Origin of the sequence: Paraburkholderia graminis (assembly GCF_003330785.1) — a bacterium.
GTDB classification, from domain to species: domain Bacteria; phylum Pseudomonadota; class Gammaproteobacteria; order Burkholderiales; family Burkholderiaceae; genus Paraburkholderia; species Paraburkholderia graminis.
On the sequence record NZ_CP024936.1, the window covers coordinates 244,564 to 265,617 of the forward strand.

16 protein-coding genes are annotated in these 21,054 nt (G+C 58.8%); 9 read left to right on the forward strand and 7 right to left on the reverse strand.

Translation table 11 applies throughout. The annotated features are described in order from the left end of the window. Nucleotides 1–23: 23 nt before the first annotated feature. On the reverse strand, nucleotides 24–641 hold the full coding sequence (locus tag CUJ91_RS32680; protein ID WP_244231185.1) for a hypothetical protein: 618 nt from the start codon (nucleotides 639–641) through the stop codon (nucleotides 24–26). Between CUJ91_RS32680 and CUJ91_RS35165 the strand changes: the two genes are divergently transcribed. After that, complete coding sequence (locus CUJ91_RS35165; RefSeq protein ID WP_279635449.1) at nucleotides 582–713, forward strand: hypothetical protein; 132 nt, start codon at nucleotides 582–584, stop codon at nucleotides 711–713. The two genes, CUJ91_RS32680 and CUJ91_RS35165, sit on opposite strands and share 60 nt — an antisense overlap. A 936-nt stretch (nucleotides 714–1,649) precedes the next feature. Here the strand turns inward: CUJ91_RS35165 and CUJ91_RS35040 are convergent. The 6 genes from CUJ91_RS35040 to CUJ91_RS32710 form a co-directional block, all read right to left on the reverse strand. Beyond that, entirely contained in the window at nucleotides 1,650–2,045 is a 396-nt protein-coding gene (locus CUJ91_RS35040) for a ubiquitination-like system serine protease family protein (RefSeq protein WP_114158297.1), read from the reverse strand. Further along, nucleotides 2,035–2,220 (reverse strand): hypothetical protein, encoded by a 186-nt coding sequence (locus CUJ91_RS32690; protein ID WP_114158298.1) that lies wholly within the window; start codon nucleotides 2,218–2,220, stop codon nucleotides 2,035–2,037. Before CUJ91_RS32690 ends, CUJ91_RS35040 begins: the two co-directional genes overlap by 11 nt. Before the next feature lie 127 nt (nucleotides 2,221–2,347). After that, the gene (locus CUJ91_RS32695; RefSeq protein WP_244231178.1) at nucleotides 2,348–3,568 is read right to left on the reverse strand and encodes an ImmA/IrrE family metallo-endopeptidase; all 1,221 of its coding nucleotides are present in this window, start codon (nucleotides 3,566–3,568) and stop codon (nucleotides 2,348–2,350) included. Next, complete coding sequence (locus CUJ91_RS32700) at nucleotides 3,565–3,876, reverse strand: type II toxin-antitoxin system HigB family toxin (RefSeq protein WP_114158299.1); 312 nt, start codon at nucleotides 3,874–3,876, stop codon at nucleotides 3,565–3,567. The genes CUJ91_RS32695 and CUJ91_RS32700 overlap by 4 nt, the downstream gene beginning before the upstream one ends. 5,240 nt (nucleotides 3,877–9,116) lie before the next feature. After that, a complete protein-coding gene (locus CUJ91_RS32705; protein WP_114158300.1) occupies nucleotides 9,117–10,097 on the reverse strand; it encodes a ParB/RepB/Spo0J family partition protein in 981 nt (326 codons plus the stop codon). Next, entirely contained in the window at nucleotides 10,094–11,302 is a 1,209-nt protein-coding gene (locus CUJ91_RS32710) for an AAA family ATPase (protein ID WP_114158301.1), read from the reverse strand. Before CUJ91_RS32710 ends, CUJ91_RS32705 begins: the two co-directional genes overlap by 4 nt. Nucleotides 11,303–12,140: 838 nt before the next feature. Between CUJ91_RS32710 and CUJ91_RS32715 the strand changes: the two genes are divergently transcribed. The 8 genes from CUJ91_RS32715 to CUJ91_RS32760 all read left to right on the forward strand — a co-directional run bounded on the left by CUJ91_RS32715 (nucleotide 12,141) and on the right by CUJ91_RS32760 (nucleotide 21,052). Further along, entirely contained in the window at nucleotides 12,141–13,517 is a 1,377-nt protein-coding gene (locus tag CUJ91_RS32715; protein ID WP_114158302.1) for a replication initiation protein, read from the forward strand. Between the two features lie 1,554 nt (nucleotides 13,518–15,071). After that, complete coding sequence (locus CUJ91_RS32730; protein WP_114158305.1) at nucleotides 15,072–15,773, forward strand: VirB8 family type IV secretion system protein; 702 nt, start codon at nucleotides 15,072–15,074, stop codon at nucleotides 15,771–15,773. Then, on the forward strand, nucleotides 15,770–16,645 hold the full coding sequence (locus CUJ91_RS32735) for a TrbG/VirB9 family P-type conjugative transfer protein (RefSeq protein ID WP_114158306.1): 876 nt from the start codon (nucleotides 15,770–15,772) through the stop codon (nucleotides 16,643–16,645). The genes CUJ91_RS32730 and CUJ91_RS32735 overlap by 4 nt, the downstream gene beginning before the upstream one ends. 8 nt (nucleotides 16,646–16,653) lie before the next feature. After that, nucleotides 16,654–17,946 (forward strand): TraB/TrbI/VirB10 family type IV secretion system protein, encoded by a 1,293-nt coding sequence (locus CUJ91_RS32740; protein WP_114158307.1) that lies wholly within the window; start codon nucleotides 16,654–16,656, stop codon nucleotides 17,944–17,946. After that, nucleotides 17,936–18,745 (forward strand): transglycosylase SLT domain-containing protein, encoded by an 810-nt coding sequence (locus CUJ91_RS32745; protein ID WP_244231102.1) that lies wholly within the window; start codon nucleotides 17,936–17,938, stop codon nucleotides 18,743–18,745. The genes CUJ91_RS32740 and CUJ91_RS32745 overlap by 11 nt, the downstream gene beginning before the upstream one ends. After that, nucleotides 18,742–20,049, forward strand: coding sequence for a TrbG/VirB9 family P-type conjugative transfer protein (locus CUJ91_RS32750; RefSeq protein ID WP_114158308.1), 1,308 nt, complete (start codon nucleotides 18,742–18,744; stop codon nucleotides 20,047–20,049). Before CUJ91_RS32745 ends, CUJ91_RS32750 begins: the two co-directional genes overlap by 4 nt. Continuing rightward, complete coding sequence (locus tag CUJ91_RS32755; RefSeq protein ID WP_114158309.1) at nucleotides 20,046–20,480, forward strand: lytic transglycosylase domain-containing protein; 435 nt, start codon at nucleotides 20,046–20,048, stop codon at nucleotides 20,478–20,480. The genes CUJ91_RS32750 and CUJ91_RS32755 overlap by 4 nt, the downstream gene beginning before the upstream one ends. Continuing rightward, a complete protein-coding gene (locus tag CUJ91_RS32760) occupies nucleotides 20,477–21,052 on the forward strand; it encodes a toxin co-regulated pilus biosynthesis Q family protein (protein ID WP_114158310.1) in 576 nt (191 codons plus the stop codon). Before CUJ91_RS32755 ends, CUJ91_RS32760 begins: the two co-directional genes overlap by 4 nt. Nucleotides 21,053–21,054: the final 2 nt, after the last annotated feature.

The window sequence follows — 21,054 nt, forward strand, 5'->3', positions numbered from 1 at the left end:
GCCTGCCAAGCAGCGGGGACCTGTCAGACGGTAGCGCTCGAAGGCTCCACAACCGCAGGGTCTTCAGTCGGCTTCACAGGTATCTTGTCTTTAAAATCGCCGAAGTACGGTCGCACGGCTTCCCGAATTGCGTGCACGCCGTCACCGCTCGCCATTCGCAACACGAGCGCCGGAAGCTCCTTATTTGCGAGGCCAATCGTGGCTCCGATTTGCGAGGCCAACGATTTTCGATTGTAATATTTAAGTAATCCGTTGTAGTCGTTTCGGGAAATCAACGAGACAAACAATCCCTTTGTTTCGGAACATAGAACGGGAACATGAATGTCCGCTACCGTCTGCTTGAGCGCGTTGTCGAGGGCATCCGGGCCCTTCGCCTTCAGGTCGAAAAGATTCAAACGATATTTGATCTCGGCGGCGACGCGCATCGAAACCTGCGTCTCGAGTTCCGAGTTCAGACGTTCGAAGGCGAGTTTGGCGATCTTCTCGAAATCGGTCTGTGCATCTCTTGCCAAGCGCGTCGAGCAGAGCGCTAAGACTTCACGGGTGCAGAAGAGATTTTCGACTTCGGCCACGTCGAGCACATGGATGCCGTCCTCTCCAAGTGCCTGTATTTCTTCATCGCCTCGCCGGTCACGGTCTATAACGCCTACTATGTCGAGGTGATGAAATTGCTTGTTATCTCGAAGCGCACGGACGCCTGCCCCAGCGGTTGACCAATTTGTATCCTGCGGGATTTTGGTTCTCGGTCGCCTTGCCAAAGCCGTAGATTAAATCGGACTCTGCAATCGTGAGAGAAATAAGCTGCGAGCTATCGGGCATGGTCAACGATCTTTGTGCAGACACACGAAGCGTTGATTCCTTCTGCGGCGAATATAGATCGATCCACGTGCCCAAACGGGTCTTCCCGCTACCGTTCGCGCCTACAATCACCACCGACTTCTGTACATTAAGGGCCGTGCACTTATCGGCAGGCCATTTACTGTTTTGGTCAAACGCCACACCGGCTTTCGGCAAGACGAAGGTCCGCGATTGCATCCGTATCTCCTCTGTGCTGTCTCGCATGGGCAGGAAAACTCTGGGGGCTTCCAGTTAATCTCCCGTAACGGAGGCATCGTAACCTATCACCGATGTCCCAATGGAATCAGCAAGTCGAGAAAGCTCCAAGGGGCGATCTTGCTCCCGCCTGCAGAATGAATGGCTGGTTTCTGAAAGCGGAGCAGTCTCGGGAGCGACTCAGCAGCGGCGAAGGTGAACGGCTGTTGATGGGCCGGGGAGCGTCCAACAACCGCGCGCGGCGATCGCCTCGGTTGAGCTCTCGATGCAAAACGCATAAAGCGACCGAGAGCGTGTGGAAACTGCGTTTTCACACGCTCTGGACCCGAAGCGGACGGTTCTATCGCCGGGTGTACAGCGGCAGCTTTGCGATGCGGAGCGGCCTTTCAGTCGGGCTTACTTGCCTACTTGAGGAAACCGCCGAGCGCGCCGCTGTCGTTCGTACCCGCTCATAAAGGAGTCATGCGGCCCTACCGACGTGCCGCTACCGTCATTGCGCCCAGGTTCGCCCACGGTCACCGACGAGCCATTTGACGCGAGAAAATCCGAGCGCGGCGGTCGCCGCACCCGGTGTCAAAGGCCTGCAGCTCGCTGCATCAACTGCGGATGCCCAGCCATTGCAGAAGCCTGCTCCACCAACCAGGACGCTTGTGATGCCGGCTGTCCAGATAGGTTTGAAGCCGTTGCTGGTCTCGGGCTCTACCTCCGACAATCTGCGCATCGCTCCACTGATCGGCCCACACCACCTGACCTCGCTGAATCAGGTAGTGGGACCGACAGGGTAGTTGCCAACTGCCTATCGATGGACGCAGCGTCACACCTTGCGGTGTTTCCTGTACTTCCCATTCGGCGGGACTCAAGGGTGTACGGACCTTGTGTCCGCAGCCGCATGCACAGAGATGGTGTGCCGTTTCGAACTCCAGCGAAACATACAGGATGCCGGGCTGTAGGTTTTGTGGCATGACTTCAACGTGCTGCACCTCAAATCTCATGGTCGGTCTGCCCCACGATTTTTAGATCAGCCAAGTCGAAGAGCAGATGACACAGGGGATCAGCCTCCGTATAGAACCCGCGCAGTTGCTTGTAGCGCATCACGGCCACAGCCGCGTTGAACGCATTGAGCTCGGCGATCTGCACGTTTGACTGGAGGAAACGGGCAATGGACAATCGCAGACGCCAATCCGGCGAGTCACAAGCTCGTCACCCAGCGGCCGGGTGCTTCGGTATTCGGCCGTTTTCTATTTCTGGCTCGTCATTCGGCCCCCCGTTTTTGTTGGGTTGGAAATGGCAGCATTCATTGCCCCCGCTCCGAGAAGCAAGCCTTCACGGAGCCTGCCTCAGTGATGAACCCGCTCAGCAAACGCCAGTTGCCCGTTTCATAGCGCATTCGGCCAGCCACGATGCACGGATGCACGCCTGCCTGACTGGCTAATGCCTTGGCGTCTTCGGCATCGTGGGTATCCCGAACCTTTGCTTTCGACCAGAATTCCGGTGGGATCAGCGCATCACGAGCACCAGCATCTGCCTCATCTTCTTGGGCCTGCCCGGCGCGGCCCTTGTCATCCAGGTTGTCTGCGATAAAGCGGCAGGCCGAAGTCAGATGCTTTTGTACATGCACCACCTCGTGCAGCAGTGCGAACCAGAAGTTGTCGAGCCGATCATGGCGCAGGGTCAGCCCGATAATCGGACGGTCGCCATCCAGCATGGCGCAGCCATCAAGGTAAGTTTTCTTGAAAGGCGGCTCGATCACGAGGCAGATGCCGTGTTGACTCAGATACTCCTGGGCGAGCAGCGGACCACGCTCGAAGCGCGACAGCTTGGCCAAGTCGCGAAGCCAGGTTGGCGTGATGGAGTCTGCCCGGTAGATGCCCTGCGGTGGGTTGCAATGCGCCTTGTCCACGACGACCGCTCGCCAAATCAGCAGCGCGTAGGTATCCATGGTGCGTGCGCCGCTTTGATGCAGGGGAGCTCGCAGCAGTGCGGGCTCAACATCCAGCTGCGCGACGCGCTGCAGAAATGCGCGCACCTGCTCCCGTGCCTTGTCCTTGATATCGCTTTTCAGCAGACCGCGCTCGCGCATCTCCTTCAGGGGAAATTTGTCGTAGGCGTAATCAGCTTCCTCGTCTATGGCGTCACCCTTCAAATTTTCGGACGAGCCGAGCAGGGCTTGGGCAGGAATGCCCAAGCCATTGTGCAAACGACGGATCATTTGAAGGCTCAGAGGGCGCTTGCCAGACAGTACCTCCGAAACCTTGGACTGAGAGCCGATATAAGGCTCAAGATCCTTGCGGGTCAACCGCTGTTGCTCCATCCGGAATTCAATGGCTTGTAGAGGCGTGACGACTGGACGGGCAACCCGCTTGGACTCGTAATCGCTAATGACCAGTTTCAGCAACTCGAACTCTGCCTCGTCTTCGGAGCCAGGCAACAACTCCTGCTCCATCAACGTGGCCATGCGCTGCAGTGCGGCGTCAAGCTCCTGATCGCTCTTCAGTATGCGGACCATATGCGTCATGCCTTGCTCCTGAGGGCTGCGCTCTTGGCGGAACTGCGAGCCGGCTTGGATGTGGTGGCCATCCAGACCTTCTCGATCAGCAGAACTCCGTGCTTGAATCTAGCTTTCACATCAATCTTGTATAGGTTCTTGATGCTGAACACTACTCGGTCGGGTTGGACAAACGCGTCGGCATATCGCGCTTGTACATCGTCCGGTCCAGCCCACTGCGCTTCCTCGACTTCCAGGCGCCAGGCATCGAAGGGCGCGCGGGAATCCTCGCGCTCTTGCATGAAGTTCTCTAGCCTGGATGTGCCGAGGAGTTGCATGATTTATCCCTGTTAGGGATGAATAGTACAAATCCCTAAATGGGATGTCAAGTGGGCACTGCTTCGTGGTTCGGTTGACTCGGTACTTGGCTCAGTGCCACTGCTGGTTGGAGCCTACGCAGGCGATCGCTTGACGTTGTTTCCGCCGCTGTCCTACCCAGCTTGGATATCTTGGGCGTGTCGGCGCAAGCGCCGCCAGGCTTTCAGGCTGCGCCCCGGTCCGCCAATAGCGTCACGGCCATTCGGTTTCGATCCATCCGCGCCTGCGGTTCTGCGGGCAGTCGCTTGCCTCTAGGGGCTGGCCCGGAGACGCCTCACCGCAATGCGCTGGGCTCAGGACTGCGCCCCGGTTTGCTGCGGCAGGTTGTTCGAAAACGTGCTGTGACGCTGGCGGTACACCGCTCACGTGTCACGAAGGATGGTTCCCCGACATACTGCCCGGCCTTGCCCATGGAGCTTCCACGTCGAGACACAAACATGGCGCTGCCGAATGCGGCGGGGACGTTCTCATCTGTCGTTGCGGGGATGGACCTCGCCCGCGCCAGGGTGTAAGTCGGTGAAGCTATGCAGCAGGGATGCCGAGTCGGCCACGACTCCTTTCGGGGTGGGTCGGCGCCATGGCGTCCTTGTCTTGTGTGAATCCTGGCGAGGGCACGGCTGCGCCTCGGATTTCACGACTGCAACAGTCCGGCGAAAACAATTTCCCCTGCGCTGCGCGCATTCCTCGCAAGACAAATTTTTTTCGCCTCCCGGTCCTCCACTGCGTTGCGGCCGCAAGCGGTGCAGCCAGCCCGTTCCCCGCCGGGCGGATCACAACAAGGACGCGATTGGCGCGAACCTTGTTCAACCGAAAGGAGAACGCATCATGAACATCGGCACTTGTTGGAGTTCAGAATTGGCGCTAGCCAGCGTTCATAGCACCGCTAGCATGTCCATTAATTATGCTAGCGTGCCTTGCATATGCTGGTAGATCATTTCGAGCATCGCGCTAAACGTTGCGGCCACAGCACCGCTTTTCGAACAGGATACGTCTCGCGGAAACTGGCCGCGGCCGAACACTACCCTACGCGCTAATCAAAATAGCTCTTTGCACAAGAGTTAAAGTTACCGCTCCTTAAACCAAGTTAGAAACCGCGGAAGCGCTTGCTGACAGCATGCGGGCGGTAACGATACTGAACTCCACCCATGAAAAGTGCCTCTCGGATCGCGTCGACCGTGAGAATTAATATCCAGCACCGATGCCGCGCTAGCAGCGTTACTGAGCAAGCATCATTATGATTGTTGTACCGTCGCTACAGGCGTCGAATGGCGCTGACCGCACGCACCGCCTTACGCAGCAAGCCGTCCGGCGTTTTGGCCGCTAGCATTCCTGTGAACATGGCTAGCGGCATTTGTGAATACCAACACCTGATACCCCAAACGACATCGCCATAAACTGGTTCCGAAGTTGAGGACGCATTTGACGAAGGATAGCGACAGGTCAGACCGGCAGCGGGCGAACTCGATAAGCGGTGAGGCGCTACACGAATGTATTCGCCGTCCAACGGATGGAGTCCTGCTGCGCGGTTACTATCCGGGCCCAGGCGCGGTTGTGATGGCGCCCAACAAGGCCGTTTATAGGCATGCAGTCTGTCACGCCGCCAACCGTTGTCGTTGTAGTCCTCCACTGACCGATACAGGAATCGAACATATGAATCACTAAACCCAGCTTGCAAAAACTGGAAGGTCCTTATAGGCCGCTTACTGGCATTCCGGTCCGCAAACTTGAAATCCGCTGACTGACCGGTCTGGAGCAAGTTGTCTGACCGGAGTGGGTCGACAAGCGTCTCTCGCCACATCGCCCACGCCCCCCCGAGAACCCGCGCTCTCGAAAGGCTCGACATGCAGGCGTGCGCGCCGACAGTCACCGACGCCATAGCGGGACCGGGGCGCTCCGCGAGAATGCCCCGTCATGACAGCAGTGTCCCGCTGCCCTACCCTGCCTTGGCGCGAGTGTCAACGCGAGCCCGACGGCCGCGAGCGTGGCCGCTAGCGAGCTGTTTGTCGACGGCCAAGGGCCCCTCACTGTTTCTTGAGTGAAGCGGACACGCCGCAACCAAGCGGTCGGCTGGGCGTCGTGCGCAAGCGACGACCACCCGCCGCATCGTAGTCACAAGGTTAGTTGACGACTAGTGACGAAACTAGTTGTGTGAGCGTTTGACGCGCCGTCCGTCGATGTCCAGAAACGAAGGGGCGGATAGCCACAACTTTCATCCCCTTCATTTTCTGGCGATAGGCTTAGCCGCCCATCAACGGGCCAGATCGGCCCGGGTCACTGCTGCCGCCGCCGGCCAATGGTGACAGCCGTAGCATGACGATCGCGCACGCTTGGGGGCGGCTCCGCTATGCGGGGCCGGACGACGGCTCTGTCGACATCGCGCAGAGCATCCCCGCTGCGATGACCCTTTAAAAGCCCTAATGCCTTTGCTCGAGCGCCGACGCCGGAACCGGGCTAGAGGTTGCTGGTCCACCGGACATCGGACCTGATGCCCATGAAGTTGACCGACGCTCCGATCGACCGTGGGCCGCGACCGCGTGGAAGTGCGTAACGCGAACGATACGTGCGTTGCCCACAACGTTCTCCGGTTCTCTGTGCGTTGAGTCCAAGTTGATCTTTCGCTGAAGCTGCGAACCATCCGGGCACCTCGGGCATCTTCGAAGCCGCCGTCCGGTTGCCAAATGAGTACAGCGCTAGTTAGCTCTGGCGACCCGGCGCTGGAGTGCCAAGTGCTTGATGGCGCGGTCGCGCAGTCCCAAAGTTCGGATTTCCCCGCTTTGCTCGTAATAAATACATTAAAAACGTATCAAACACTACGAAAAGAGCGACTGATGAGGAAAACTAGCTGTAGCGCCCCGTATTTGAGTGAAAACCGCAGGTCGCGAACTCCCACGCCGGTCGATTTGCCGTGAAACATTGGGCGGGCGAAGGCAAATAGGTCCCGCCGAACAAGGACTTGGGACCAAGTCCGGGTTCTTCGGCATTGTTTCACGGACGATTCGCTTGCGATTTCGTTCGTGGCCCCATCGCTTAGCTTACCTAACTAATGTCGAAGCTAGCCGTCGCCTCTTTTGGCAGGACGGGCGTTACGACCTGCCATCATTTCTTCGCCGCAGGGAGCAGTTCCGGCGCCAGCACTCGATGATTAAGGTGGCTGGCACCATCGGCTCCGTTCACCGACTGCAGCGATGTGACAGACGACCTCCGGACGCGACGGGCAACGGATTTGATGCATCTTACCAACGTCGTGCGGACCCTGAGTGCCGAAGCCTTCTATCGTCACCGGCAAGTGCGACGACGCGTCGTGGAAGCCTCGGTATGACGGGAGTGCGACCTCACTGCGCGGCAGTCGCCGTGAGACCAAAGCTGCGCGTGTGACAAACTGGCGCTCGGAGCACGGCCATGCTGATCCGCCTACATCTCCGATGTTCCGCTGCCGCGGCGAATGACGGGATATGGTAGATGCTGTGGCGGCAAGCTTAATGCCGGACGACATTTGCAACACTGCCATTGGCGTCAGCCCTTGCCCGACGCACTGCCGACTGACGCTGGCCAGAAGACCTTTTTGCGAAAAAGAGCTCGGTTGCATGTTCACTGCGAGTTCTGTGATCAAGCCACCAGCTTACGCGCCGGTACCCTCTGCGCTCTCCTTCTGCGCTGGCAAACCGGCACCGCGCTACCAAGGCATCGAGAGGTGTGACTTCGATGGTTCGTGGGACGGCACGGGGCCACTAGCTGGCGCGCCGACCCAGTGATTCACATGATTCGTGAAGAGTAAAACGTCGCACCAAGAACGCTCAGGCACGTCCAGCGGAGGCTAACCGGAACCTGTCGGTCGTCGCGATGTGGTATTCCATCCTCCAACGTTTCCGGGGCTACGGCTGCAATGGGCGTGGCGTGGGCCGCACCGCACCGCGCAGGTCTATCGCTGAGAATTTGGGAGGTCTGCGCTATCCGTCGCACCGAGGCAGGACGTTCCGGCATCTAACCACTGGGCCCGAGGGCGAGCAATTCAATGTCCCGCTCGTGCGAGGCCGCTACGGCTGCCTAGTATCTACCGGAACATCGCCGCGTTTCGGGAGGCGTCGTCGAGCAGTATCCAGATGCCGGTCCGTTTTTACTCAGGACGATCACAGTCGCTCACCACGCCACAAAACCGGACAGGGCCGAACTGACGCGGAGAGGCGCTGGTGGCATTCGCCGCCCGGGGACGACCGCCTTAACGCCGATTACGGTTACCCGTGTCGCTGCCGTCGTAATGACGCGTGACCACAGCTCGCGTAGACCTTGGTTCGTAGAAGGCACGGATCGGCGACCGGAGAGCCGCGCCAATGCAACCTCATTGCACGCAGCACTGTGGAACCAGAGGGATCGGCCAATGGCGCTATAGAGGGAGGCGAACTTGCGGTGACCACAGAGCGGCTCTAGGTAGGCGAAGACGCGACGGCCAGAGGGCACGCGAATCGAAAACCGAACCCGGTGCCGAGAGGTCGCGTTCCTACGCTAAACGGCGCTGCGGCGGCTGGCAGTGCAAAGCTTGCGCTGAGCGTCGGCATGGCTCTTGTTGAATGCCGAGTTTCGTGCGGAGAATATGCGGGGCGCAGACGGCAGTCAGCGACAGGTCGTGGGCACTTTTGGTTGTGCTTCGGGAAATAGATCTGGGAGTTTTCTGACAGTTCCGGACGTCTCGGCCGGGGCGTCAACGGCGACGTACCGCTTTCTGTCAGTTTTCCGTCACTTATCTAGCAGATTCACTTTGCCGGGGCGCGGGCAGACTTCGCACCGGCTAGGAATAAGGCGGCCTGCGAACGGGTTCGGGGGAGACCGCAGTTGCGACGAAGATGTGGCTGTGCGTCACACCGTAAGCGAACGGCTCTGATGGAACCGCGCCGAAATCTTGAGGCTAACTGGTTGCGAGGCCGTGTCCCCACTGGGGACACAAGTGCCTGTTTGCCGACGACCGCAAGCTGCGTCGTAAGCGGCGTAAAACCGGTGCCACACGCTGGGTCGATGACAGTTGCCCCACCCGCAGTGAAGACGCGAACTTTGCGACGGCAGGGGCAATCCTTTTGCTCGGCAGTCAGCCGGCTAACGTAGCGCTAGCACTCGTGTCCCCACTGGGGACACCGTCTGGGGAACGCTGGCGCATGCCGCGATCGGCGGAGCTTTCGTGAGCTCGTTGCCTCAGGCGGCCGCGCGGCAGTCACTCAAGGCTGCCTTCGGCGTTCGAGAAAAGCTCCGAGATAAGCGCCCGGATCTTCTGCTCCTTATCAGCCGACATCATGCCCGCCTTGATTTTGACGGTAAACCCAACCGCATCTTTGGTAATGGACCCCGCTTGATTCTTCCCTGAAAAAATCTTCTCGATGGTTCTATCAGTCACTCCGACGGACGGTCTACCGTCCCCGTCTATCTGTGCTTTGATCGACCGTGCAAGCTTGGTCTGGTCGAGCTCGCCGCTCACAACCTTCCTCCAAAGGGTCCGCGCGATCTCGAACGCACGACCGTTTTTGTTGCGCAGTGCCGATACAACGCCTTCGGCTGCGTGCGCCCCCATCAGTCGCGGCTGAACGTCTAGATCTTGGGTGATGAAATCCGGCAACTCGCCGAAAGCAAGGAACCGATACAACTCGGATCGAGACATCCCCAGCGCCTCCGCCATACGCTTCCGGTTCGGAAACTCGGTTTCCGCCCGCCGAATGGAACGCGCCACTTCGTAGTCGGACAGATCCTCCCGCGCGACATTTTCGACCAGAGCCAGCATCGCCATCTCTTCGTCGGAGAGTTCGATGATGACAACCTTGATCGACTGCTTGCCGATCATCTTGTGCGCCCGCCAACGTCGCTCGCCAGCCACGATCTGGTAGCCGTTCGTAGCACGTCGAACCACAATGGGCTGGACAAGCCCTGCCTCTCGTATTGATTCCGCAAGCTGCGTAAGCTTTGCTTCGTTGAAGACCTGCCTAGGCTGCCAAGGGTTGGGCACAATATCGCCGACTGGGAGCTCAGAAGCCGCACCTGATTTCTCTAGTTCGACGATGCGCTGCTGTGCGGCAGCTAACGCGCCGGCCATTCCGGGCGCCGTGCGCGGGCTAGACGGCTTGTCCTGTTGCTCAATCTTTATGTCTTTCGCTGCTCGGACCTCTGCTGTCTTGCTCATCATGCGGTCACGTAAGTTGCTCATTGCCCAGCCCTCCATTGCGCAACGTATTGGTCGTCGATCCATTTGCAGTACTCCATGAGCGGTGACTTAACACGCGCCAAGGTCTTGGCAACGGAATCGGCTCGCGACAAGTCGAACACGGTGGAAAACGCCAGCGCACCGTTACTCATCACCGAACTAGCCGGAACCTCCGTAGTGTGTAGCCAATCCCCGTATGCACGTTGCGCCCACGAACGCACCACCGGCGCGGACGACGTCGTGCCATAATCCACGCGCGATAGAAGCACCGAAATGAAGTCATACGTCTTGTCGACCTCATGCTCAACAAAGCCGTTGGCGACCTCGGCAAACAGCGACCAAAAAGATACTGACGAAATAAAGTCCAAGCTTTCTGGCACCAAAGGCATCACCATCGAATCCGCCGCCATTAAGCCATTGAGCGTCATGTACGAAAGAGAGGGTGCCGTGTCCAAGATGATGTAGTCGTACTGGGACCGCAGAGGCTCGATACCCTTCCGAAGGACAGACCAGAATTCGAAACCCGGGCTAGTCTTTTGTGCCGTGGGGAGATGGAACTCCGCGTCGTGCAAATAGTTGTGCGCCGGGATAACGTCGAGTCCGTCCCAATACGTGCTTTGCACCTTGGCACCCAGCCCGCCTTCGATATTTGGGTCATAGATGTATGGCAGCACAGTGTCTTCCCAAGTCACATCTTTTTCCGCGTATAGACCACACAGTTCTGAAAGTGACGCCTGCGGGTCGAGGTCGATAACCAGTACTTTCCGACCACGTAGACTGAGGCCCTGTCCGATACACATGGTCGTTGTTGTCTTACAGGAACCGCCCTTGAAGTTGGCCGTTATCAAAACACGTCCCTGGTGCTCGCGCGTGCCGGTAACCAAAGGCGTCTGGTAGATGTCAGATACCTGCTGAACCCACTTGCGTACGTCCTTAAGCGAAAATATTCGTGCTCGACCGGTCCCGGGCGTTTCGCCGGGCGGTAGATCGCCACCTTCTTTCGTCGCCAGATAGTTGATTTTCTGGCGATCGATCCCGCAGAGCTCCGACAGCTCGCCGATAGTAAATGAGGGAGGTGCCTTTCGCGGACGCGGCGCTAGTATTTGGTCGCGCAGTTCATTCGTCATGACCGACAGCCGTTCAGCGAACTCTCCAAGGTGAGAGAGCTTGACGCTTCGGTCAATGCCAGGCAATTCGCTGAAGTTCATTAGCGTTTCCTTTCCAAATTTGACGGTGAGGTGTTTTCTGCACACTCACCGGATGTTTATACGGTTTGATATTCAAATAGCGCCGAACCGTAGAATACCTGCGGCACCGAAGAATAGCTACAGCAATGCCCTGCTGAGACGGACGCGATCGGCAACCGCAACGCTATAACTTTCAGGCACTTAGCCCCATATAAGCGCGAAAACTCCGACCATTGTCTCTCGGTCCGTTGCATCGCAGTCCATCAGCTGTCACAAAAACCCTCACCTTACCGACGCCAAACCGGAGAGGAGCGCGCGTCTTTTCACCCCGCTGCACAAATCACCTCACCTTTCTCGAGCTGCTCGGGCAGGCGCTGTTGACGTCTCGCTGTTCTTAAAGGGCCTCTGGTTGACTTTCAATCGTTGAGTACAGTCGCGGGTTGCTCCCAGCAAGTGATCTCGGACGCGACACCTTGATCACGTCGTTTGTCGCGGTCCTCCGCGTTAGGTTGTTTGTATTTTTAGAAAAAAAAGAAAACCAACCCACTACTAACCTGTAGGAACGAAGGCTTAAGATTCAAGGCCTTATCTTTCTAAGGTGAGGTGTTCTGTGCCGAAGGTGCTGTGGATTGAGCCAACAGGTGAGGTTAATTGGCGGGAAAGGTGAGACGGCTTGGGCGCGAAGGTGAGGTTTGCTAGCGCAGCAAGGTGAGGTACTTTGAGCGCGATTTTTTCAAGGTGAGGCTAATTGTGATTCGAGACGCTGCAAGGTGAGGTCATCTGTGTTGACACCGCACCTTTGTGTCGGTACGGTACGGTTCCGTGGCAACCAGAGAACAAACAACGACCGGGAGGCCGAATGGCGATAGCAGGGCAAGTGGCCACATCTAGGCAACTAGCACTGGCCTTATTCGACGACGCAAGCGCTGAGGACTTGCCGCTCGACGCCGCCCGCTCAGACATTGGATTTGCTCGAAAAAACGTTCTCATACGCATCATCGATCTTGGGGTGGCTGCTCGGCGTTTAATTGACGCGGCCTACTTCATCGTCGCACAGGAAGAGCAGCCGCGGGATCTGTATGACGTTGAATTGGACTACTTTAAGTGGCTCATGCGGTACTCAAGCCGTAACAACGCGCACCTTGAGCAAGTTATCACTGAAGCGCAAAGAGCTTTGATACAAGCCACCACTGCACCAGAGGCCGACGGAAGCAAGCCATTTGGCTCTGTGCAGTTAATCGGTCGAATCTCTTATCAGGGCGGACGCTTCCAGTTCAGAGTCCCACCTGACCTCATAGGGATAATACGCGGGCCAGGGAAGTCGCACTGGCTAAGCCTGCGTATAACATCGCTGTTCACGCTCAGCTACGCGCGAGTGATGTACGATCACCTGTTGCCATACGCGGACGATGGGATAACCGATTGGCTCGAGTTAGAGGAGCTTCGCTCGTGGCAAGGGGCAATGGGCGCCAAGGCGTACGAGTTCAAATATTTCAAGCGAGACTGGTTGGCGCCGGCCGTGGAGCAGATCAACGAAGTTTCGGATCTGAACATTTCCTATGAGACGCGCAATGAGCCCGGCTCCCGAAAGATCGGACGCCTGCGCTTTCGCATTGAGCGGAAGGAGTTGGCGGAGCGGGTCTTGCACACGCATGAACAGGCGCAAGCCCTGTATAGGACGTTGAAGCAGGAACTCGGACTGTCGAGCGCGCAGCTGAATCAGATCGCGGCAGATCGAGACAAATACACCGACGAACGCCTGGAGCAGGCAATTGAGCGCACGCGTTTTAGCCTAAAGCTCGGCAACATCTCGAAGAGCCCTGCCGGGTTCTTCATGAAGGCTCTGAAAGAGCAGTGGATTGTTTCCGACGCTGAACGCCAGATGGTGCACATCCAAGAGAGCCTTGCACAGGAAGAGAAACGCGAGTTGCAAGAGAAGCAGCAGGTCCAAACACGCATGGCTTTGCGGATCGCTGCGCAAGAAGTGCACGCACAAGACAGAATGGTCGAGGAGGTCCGCCTCGGTTGGGCAGCATACGAAGCGGCGACGATTAAGCAGCAGGAGGACTGGCGACGAACCTATAAAGGGACGCCCGCGGGAAAACTGACGTTGCGGCGGTTAGGCATCGATCCCAGTGCGGAATTGTCGGATGCAATGATAGCGAAATACCCGGATCTCAAGGACGGATTCGCCGGCTATGTATTCAATAGATCGCGGAACGGCAAGGGGCGCTAACCCGAGCGTGGATCTGCTCTTAGGGGAACGGCTTGTCACCCGAGGCCAGTCGTTTCAATGAGGGCCTCGTCCTGCAAGATTTGCGGCTGGTTCCACCACCTGTTTGACGCCGAGTTAGCGATTTCACGTCGCTTGCTGACTCCCCAGGTAGGTGTTGCACGGCCGAAAGCAAAAGATTGCGTGTTTTCCGCGTGCGCCAAGTGCTCCAATTTGCAACCTTCGGGATGTACAGCCCGAAATCAATAGCCCTTTAGCTCGCTGATGCGAATGCCATTAGCCGTAGACAGGTGTCTGCCGCGACGGAAGGCACCGTCTCGCTTATGGAAGCGCTTGTTAGCAGTCAGTTCGATGGTTTGGCGATTTCGAAGGTCAAAGCCGTGGAAGATCAATCGGCTTGACGAGCGAGCGCGCCGAAAGGCTGGTGAAGAGTTGTCGCTTGCCGAGAATGCAGCATTTCGCGGCCGAATATCTGGTGGAAATAGCAATGGGTATCAACACGTGGCGCCCAGGTCAAGAACCCGTGGGAGCCTAGGGTTAAAACGGGTTGGTCGTTAGCAAGATCGCGGCATTCCCCGCTGATCAGGGAGCACCGGCGCGGCGCCCAGCGTTCAGCGGGACCGGCTGTTGTTCCAGCCCATGAGCTCCACGAGCAGCATCAGCCGCCGTTCAACACGGGGAATATTTTGTCGCAACTGCTTGAGATTGCTGCTGTAAAGCCTCACGAAGTCCTCTCTCGGACGCGCCGCTAGTCGCAGCTGCAGCGCGGCGCCCCTCTGAGCTGCAGCTCCGTCAAAAAGTGCCAAGAGGATCTCACGCACAGTAACATAATTTCGTTATCCTAATCTTACCGCGTTTGCGGCAAGATTCAATGCTCCGATCTGAGGCGACACTTCGCCGAGAAGAACCAAGGTTCGAAAAGAAATGCGTTTTTCATCTCCAAAAACCCGAACGACGACATCAGGAGGCGAGACGCTTTTAGACAACGGGTTACTTGCACAGCTGACTCGCCGAGGTCCGCTGCCAATCTGGATTGACTGTCCCAGACCCCCGACCTCATCAAACTATCGTAGAAGCGCCCTCGGGCCATAAGCGATGCTCCTGAGGCCCGCATCGTTGTGTGCTCTCGTTTTGCGTTCTCGCGCGCGGCGATCACTGCTGATTGAGTCATTCTTCGTTACTAGGAAGGGTGGCCACGTACTCCGAAGCTCGCCAAGTGGCAGATACTGAGAGCAGCGGTTCGCGAGAGGTTGTTGACTACGAACGAGCTGGCTCACGGTCAGTCTGAACAGGAAGTTGGCAGAATCAACGAGTTAAGAAATACCCTTAAACGAAAGAGGGGAAATAGACTGTCCAATGGTAATTCCATCTCGCTCAACGCACGGAGCAAAAGCTCCACATTTTTAGCGTCTTTGTAGGTTAAGACCGTGAGCCGGCTCGTCCCAATCGCGGGACGAATCCCGTGTCGCTAATGCGGCTGCAAATCACACCTCTTTTGCATGACTAGCTTCCTGCTGGCGCTGATTCAATTGAGTCGGCACAAATGGACCGATCGTCATGCGTTTATTCCGCAGTAAAAAACAGATAGCGCTCTCAACAGCGCCGGGTGGCTATTCGGAAGAGGACCCGGAAGGGCTCATCTTCGATATGGGCGCGCGCCTGCGCACGGAAGCGAATCACTGGAAGCTTTTCGCCTTCTTTCTGGCGTTCGTTGCCGGTGGGGCGGTGTACACGCGAAATCCGCCGCCGTCGGTGGTCAAGGCTTACGGCGTCTCGTCCGACGCTAACGGCCATGCTGTGGTCAGGCAGTTGACAGCTTACAAGCCAGATGATCAGGCGATTCGGACCGCACTGAAAGAAACGGTAGAGAGCTGGTTCACGATCGAGCCGGTGCTCACAGACGACATCCAGGCTTCGCGTATGGCGCGCAACATCAACGCCGTCAAGGCGATGATGGTCGGCAACGCACGCAACCAGTTCGCTGACTGGATCAAGGCCGACGCGCCATTCCAGGCCATTACGCTCAATCCGAAGCTAGTGCGTGAGCCGCGCGTCTTCAACGTCGCATTGCTCGAAGACTCAACGGCTGTCGTTGAGTTCACAACCAGCACGACCCAGTCACCGACCGACAAGCCGGTCGTCCAGAAATACGCGTTGACTTTCCGCTATCAGATTGTCCCTCCCACAGCCGAAGACGCGCTCGGCCGCAATCCGTTCGGGCTCTTCTATCCGTTGTTCTCCATGCAGAAGACCCAATGATGAATGCGACCCGAACGTTTGCCTCGTTGATGGCCGCCGCGCTGTGCGTTGGCGCGATGTGCCAGCCGGCTAGTGCCGCGAGAAAGGGCGACGCGCCGTCGGGCGTGTCGTTCGATATTGCGAACGCCATGAGCGATCCAATGAGCCCGGTCAATCCCTACAACGCTGGCACCGATCCCGTCACGATGCCTGGCGACGCGCGTATGGCGGTGTTTCCGTACAGCCGCGACCAGATCTACCGGATCATGACCGCGCCGTTGAAGAACACGACAATCGAGCTCGCGCCCGGCGAGCGGCTCACCACGGACCCAGCGATGGGCGACTCGGTGCAATGGATCGTGGACACCGACGGAGCTAATCATGTGTTCGTAAAGCCGATCAAGCCCGGTCTCGTCAACACGTTGCATCTGACAACGAACCTGCGCGAATACGACATGACGCTCGTCTCTTCTCCGATGGGCGGACTGTTCTATCAGACCGTGCGCTTCAACTACCCCGGCTCGTTGATGGCAAAGGTGCGTGCGCGGGAAGAGGCTGGCTACGAATCTCGCGACGGCCAGAATTCAGCGAACGACTCGGGCCCCATCGGCGTGTCGCCGGACAAGCTGAACTTCGATTACACGGTTTCCGGCTCTGCGTCATTCCGGCCTGAGACAGTGTTCGACGATGGCAAGTTGGTCTGGTTGCGCCTGCCGGTCGACGCTCCGTTCGCCGTCCCGATCGTGAAGGATCACGGTGATGTCGTCAGCCCGAACTTCATTCGCCGCGGGCAGTACATCGTCATTCAGGAGATGGCGAAGGAAATCGTGCTGCGTGCGCCGAATGAGGAAGTGACCATCAGGCGCCGGCGTCCGGGCCTGTTCGGATTCTGAGTCGAACTATGGCTACGCAAAACGGACAACCAGACAGCGACCGGGCGACGATCGTCAAAGGCAAGTCGCCCCGCAACGTGCTGATTAGCGCAGGTGTGGTAGTCGCCGTCATTATTGGCGCACTTGGCTTTTACTATCAGGTCAAGGAAGGCAACAAGGCTGAAGAAGAGGCGAAGCTCCAGAAGAAGGCGAAGCAGGCGGAGGTTGTCGACAAGTCGAACAATACCCAGGATCTGAATAAGACCATCGACGACCAGATGGCAGCGGCGCGGCGTCAGGCAGCTTCGGAAGCGCGTGCGGCGGCCGCGCCGGGCGCGCAGGCGGCAGCGGGGGCTAGCTCGACGCCTGCGTTGAACGCCGATAATTTTCTTGGGGACCAGCACACGCAGCAGATCAAGTCACAGGCAGATTCGGACGCAGTTTTCGCTTCGCCGATCTTTCGCGCCGGCCTGAAGGTGAAGGACACCGCCCCGCAACAGGCAGGGCAAATCCCGGGCATTCTCACGCCCGCGCAGGTTGCCGCGCAACAGGCCGCCGCACAGCAGGCAGCAGGCGCTTCGATGGGTGACCGGGTGGCCGCTGCATTGTCGGCTGCCGGCGTCGGCGGACAGCAGGGGCCGCGGCCCTATTCAAGCCAGGATCACGATGGCGGCTTCATCAAGAACGTCGCGAATCAGTCCGGGAATGGCCAGGACTTCGCTCGTACGGGTTTTGTCGGGCAGGCGCGCGGCTGCGTCCTGTCGCCCCCGCATCACATCCCGGTGTTGTCGATCGAAGGCCTGAATTCAGACAGGCCCGGCACTGCTGCGCTGGTTGTCGAAAAGGACGTCTACGACAGCATCCGCGGTGACTGCCTGATGATTCCGAAGGGGAGCATGATCACCGCGCCCTACAGTTCCGACATTCAGCCCGGCCAGGAAAGCATTCTCGTTGCAGCAACCGAGATGCGTCTGCCGAACGGCAAACACGTACCGCTATTCGGTGCACAGGGCGCTGATGCCGACGGGAAGGCTGGATTCTCCGGTGACGTCAACAATCACTTCCTGAAGATCTTCGGCACATCGTTTCTCGTTGCGGTTCTGCTTCGAAAGTTCGACGGTGGTGACACCTCGACAACGACTGGACCGCTTGGCGTCACCCAGGTCGGCAGTACGGCTGGACAGGTCGCGGCGACCACCGCCCAGTCCGTACTCGACCGGTACAAAAATATCCCGCCGACAATCACGGACGAGCCGGGCGAGCGTCGCTTCATGTTGAAAGTGAATCGCGATATTTACATGGAGCCGTACCGTGGTCAGTAAGCGATTTCTTCCCGCCTTGCTGATCGCTGTGTTTGTGCCGGTGGCCCATGCGGCAACGATTCAAGAGGTGATCAGTCCGACAAGCGTCGTGCTCGCGCAAGGCACCGCGCGCACGATCGCAAAGATCGATGGAAAACCGGTGTTCTATTGTGGGCTTTCCGCCTTTGGATCGTGGGCCGCGCACCTGGTTGGGCAGCCGGTAGGCAGCAACCCTGAGAGCGGAATCACCGTTGCAGTGGATGAGCGCGAGGTCGCGCTGGCCGGGCTGCTCGTCAGTAAGGGCTGGCTCCAGCCCCCGATGCTCGACGACGAAGCACAGGCAGCTATCACGGAGAGACGCGGAGGCTGGGCGTGTGCGAGCGCGGTCACGCCGTTCGAGCTCATGCATAGCAGCGTCGATCCGAAGGTCCTGGCGGGCATTGCGCTGAACGAGTCAGGGCTCAATGGGCACGCGTGGCCCTGGACGCTGAATATCGCTGGACAAGGCTACTTCTTCAGGTCGCGCGAGGACGCCTATCGCGTTGTGCGGTCACTGATCGCGCGTGGTCGCAGCGACTTCGATGTCGGCATCATGCAGATCAATTGGGGGTACCACGCCCGCCGGTTTGCGTCGCCCTGGGATGCTCTTGCACCGGCCACAAGCATCCGCGTCGCTGAAGAGATACTCAACGAGAACTACAGCAAGACCCATTCGGTTGCAAAGGCGATCGCCTATTACCACAGCGCCAATCCGGTCCCGGGCCAGGCGTATCTCGCGCGCTTTGCTCGACACCTCAACCAGATCCAGGCCGGACTATGAAGCACACCGTTTCCCGCATCGCCGTCGCGTGCGCCATGCTCTTCGTGGCGATGGCGTCGCATGCCGCGAACACCGACCCATTCGACTTCGATTATGAGATCGCGGGTGGGATCGCCGAGCGCCCGGCGCTCATTTTCAATGACGGCGCCAAAACGTACATCCAGCCGCGCGCGGGTCAGGTAATCACAGCCGCTGGCGGTCATCAGGAAGGGCCGTATGTTGTTGTCGACGGCACGCCCGAGACGATCACCTACACGGTGGCCGGTCGCTCGGCCAGCGCGCGTTGGACCAGGGCGAATGCCTTCATCGGAGACGGCGCGCGCGGTCCGCTCGCGTCGTTGCGCGACGACCAGCCGGCTGCGTTCGACGGCTTCACGAATCGACTGGTGCTGATCGGCTCCCACGGCTCGCTCGAGCCCGTTCGTGTACTGAGCGGTTCGATGCCGGTGGCCGCAGTCGTGAAGGCACTGGTCCCCCAAGGCTGGACGGGCTCTGCCCAAAAGGATGTGGACCTGACTGAAAACACCGGCTTCGCCACCCGCGCCGGCGAGAACTGGATGCAGGCGCTTGATCGCCTGATGACGCAAAGCGGTCTGTACGCTGACGTTGATTTCACGTCGCGTCATATCAGGGTGCATCGCGACGCGCCCAAGTCTGGCGCGCTGAACTACGCTGCTGGCCAGAAGTCGCCGCCCGATGCAATCGCGCAAACGGTCGCAATGAAAGAGGGCGCAGCAAGCGGCTCCGCCGCTGGTACGCCGCAAGCGTCGCTACTCGCGCAGTACTTCGGCGCTCAGGCGATCCGCGATGGCGACGACACACACACGCAGATCCGATTCGCTGCAAAGCCCGCAACCGAGCTGACATTCAGGACGCCGGACGGTCGATCGCTGCACCCGAAGTGGGATAGCGAAACCGCTGTCATGACGGTTGAGCGTGCCGAACGCATGCTGGTTTCGGACGGAACGCGCACGGTTGAGCTGGGCCGCTCGGCAGGCACGGTGTACGACTTCGACGCGGGCAGCGCCGCGCATCTGGAGGCGGTGTTCGATCGCGATGGCCAGACGTTCTTCAAGTTCGCAGACTCTGTCGTGCAGGTCCATGTGAGCGACGTAAAGCACCTGGGCTCAGGCGAGCAGAAGGGCCGGTACTACATGTTCAACGGCACGGCGGACCAGTTCATCGTGACCGCCGATGGCGCAACCGTGAATGTCACGCGGCGTCACGACGTGAAGTATTTCGAGCGTCCTGCAGCGGGCACACCGACAACGGCGTCGGCTGCATCCGGAGCGGCGAAATCATGAGGCGCGTGATTCCTGTTCTCATCGCTACGGTCCCTGCACTGTGCGGGCCGCTCGCGCACGCGGACTGCCTTGATGACGCTGCCGCGTATCAGCACGTGAGTACGCAGCTTGTCCATGCGATTGCGCAACACGAATCCGGGATGCGTGCCAACGCCGTGAATCTGAATAGCAACGGCACTGAAGACATCGGTCTGATGCAGATCAATTCGTCGTGGCTACCAAAGCTCGCGCGCTACGGCATCCGGCGTCAGGATCTTTTCAACCCGTGTGTAAACGGCTACGTCGGCACATGGATTCTTGCGTCGAACATCCGGCAGTTCGGCCCGACGTGGAAGGCGGTCGGTGCCTATAACGCGGTCTCGACGCAGAAGCAGCTGATTTACGCAAACGCCATTTATCGCCGCCTGCAGCGGCTGGGGCAACAACAATGAATGTGACCATCGAACGTAACGACCGGGCGCGCGTGGTGGCGCGTGTTCTCGCCGTAATGCTGCTCATCGCCGGCCCCACGTGGACGCGCGCAGCGACCGATCCGGGCCCGTCGCGCATCGCCGCGCCGGCAGGCGACGGCTGGCAGGTCCTTTCAGGTGCGCCAGCCGGTAATGTGCCCGGCGAGCCGCCCGTTGCGGCTGTGAGTGGTCCGGCGTTGCCCGTGTCCACCGCGCCCGTTTCGATGGCCGTGGCTCCGGTTGTTCTGCCAGCGGCAACGACTACGACTATGGCAGCGGCGCCTGCCGGTGTACTCACGTTTTCGGTATCGCCATCGGACCGCAATCTGCGCAACGCACTCGACCGCTGGTTGCAGACCCAGGGGTGGCAACTCGCGTGGAAGGTCGACGATGACCTCCCACTTGAATTCAACGCGACCTTCACGGGCGACTTCACGTCCGTCCTGGTTCAGGTCATGAAAGCGACCAACCACATGCGCGTGCCAACCCGCGTCTGCCGCCATTCGAACAACGTCATCCGCGTGGTGGCACGCGCGGCCAACTGCCAGGAGTAACG

Bases quoted from the DNA above. Each gene is read 5' to 3' on its own strand.
- CUJ91_RS32705 (WP_114158300.1), bottom strand. From the start codon at position 10,097: ATGAGCAACTTACGTGACCGCATGATGAGCAAGACAGCAGAGGTCCGA.
- CUJ91_RS35040 (WP_114158297.1), bottom strand. From the start codon at position 2,045: ATGAGATTTGAGGTGCAGCACGTTGAAGTCATGCCACAAAACCTACAG.
- CUJ91_RS32740 (WP_114158307.1), top strand. From the start codon at position 16,654: ATGGCTACGCAAAACGGACAACCAGACAGCGACCGGGCGACGATCGTC.
- CUJ91_RS32710 (WP_114158301.1), bottom strand. From the start codon at position 11,302: ATGAACTTCAGCGAATTGCCTGGCATTGACCGAAGCGTCAAGCTCTCT.
- CUJ91_RS32700 (WP_114158299.1), bottom strand. From the start codon at position 3,876: ATGCAACTCCTCGGCACATCCAGGCTAGAGAACTTCATGCAAGAGCGC.
- CUJ91_RS32695 (WP_244231178.1), bottom strand. From the start codon at position 3,568: ATGACGCATATGGTCCGCATACTGAAGAGCGATCAGGAGCTTGACGCC.
- CUJ91_RS32755 (WP_114158309.1), top strand. From the start codon at position 20,046: ATGAGGCGCGTGATTCCTGTTCTCATCGCTACGGTCCCTGCACTGTGC.
- CUJ91_RS32750 (WP_114158308.1), top strand. From the start codon at position 18,742: ATGAAGCACACCGTTTCCCGCATCGCCGTCGCGTGCGCCATGCTCTTC.
- CUJ91_RS32715 (WP_114158302.1), top strand. From the start codon at position 12,141: ATGGCGATAGCAGGGCAAGTGGCCACATCTAGGCAACTAGCACTGGCC.
- CUJ91_RS32760 (WP_114158310.1), top strand. From the start codon at position 20,477: ATGAATGTGACCATCGAACGTAACGACCGGGCGCGCGTGGTGGCGCGT.
- CUJ91_RS32730 (WP_114158305.1), top strand. From the start codon at position 15,072: ATGCGTTTATTCCGCAGTAAAAAACAGATAGCGCTCTCAACAGCGCCG.
- CUJ91_RS35165 (WP_279635449.1), top strand. From the start codon at position 582: ATGGATGCCGTCCTCTCCAAGTGCCTGTATTTCTTCATCGCCTCGCCG.
- CUJ91_RS32735 (WP_114158306.1), top strand. From the start codon at position 15,770: ATGATGAATGCGACCCGAACGTTTGCCTCGTTGATGGCCGCCGCGCTG.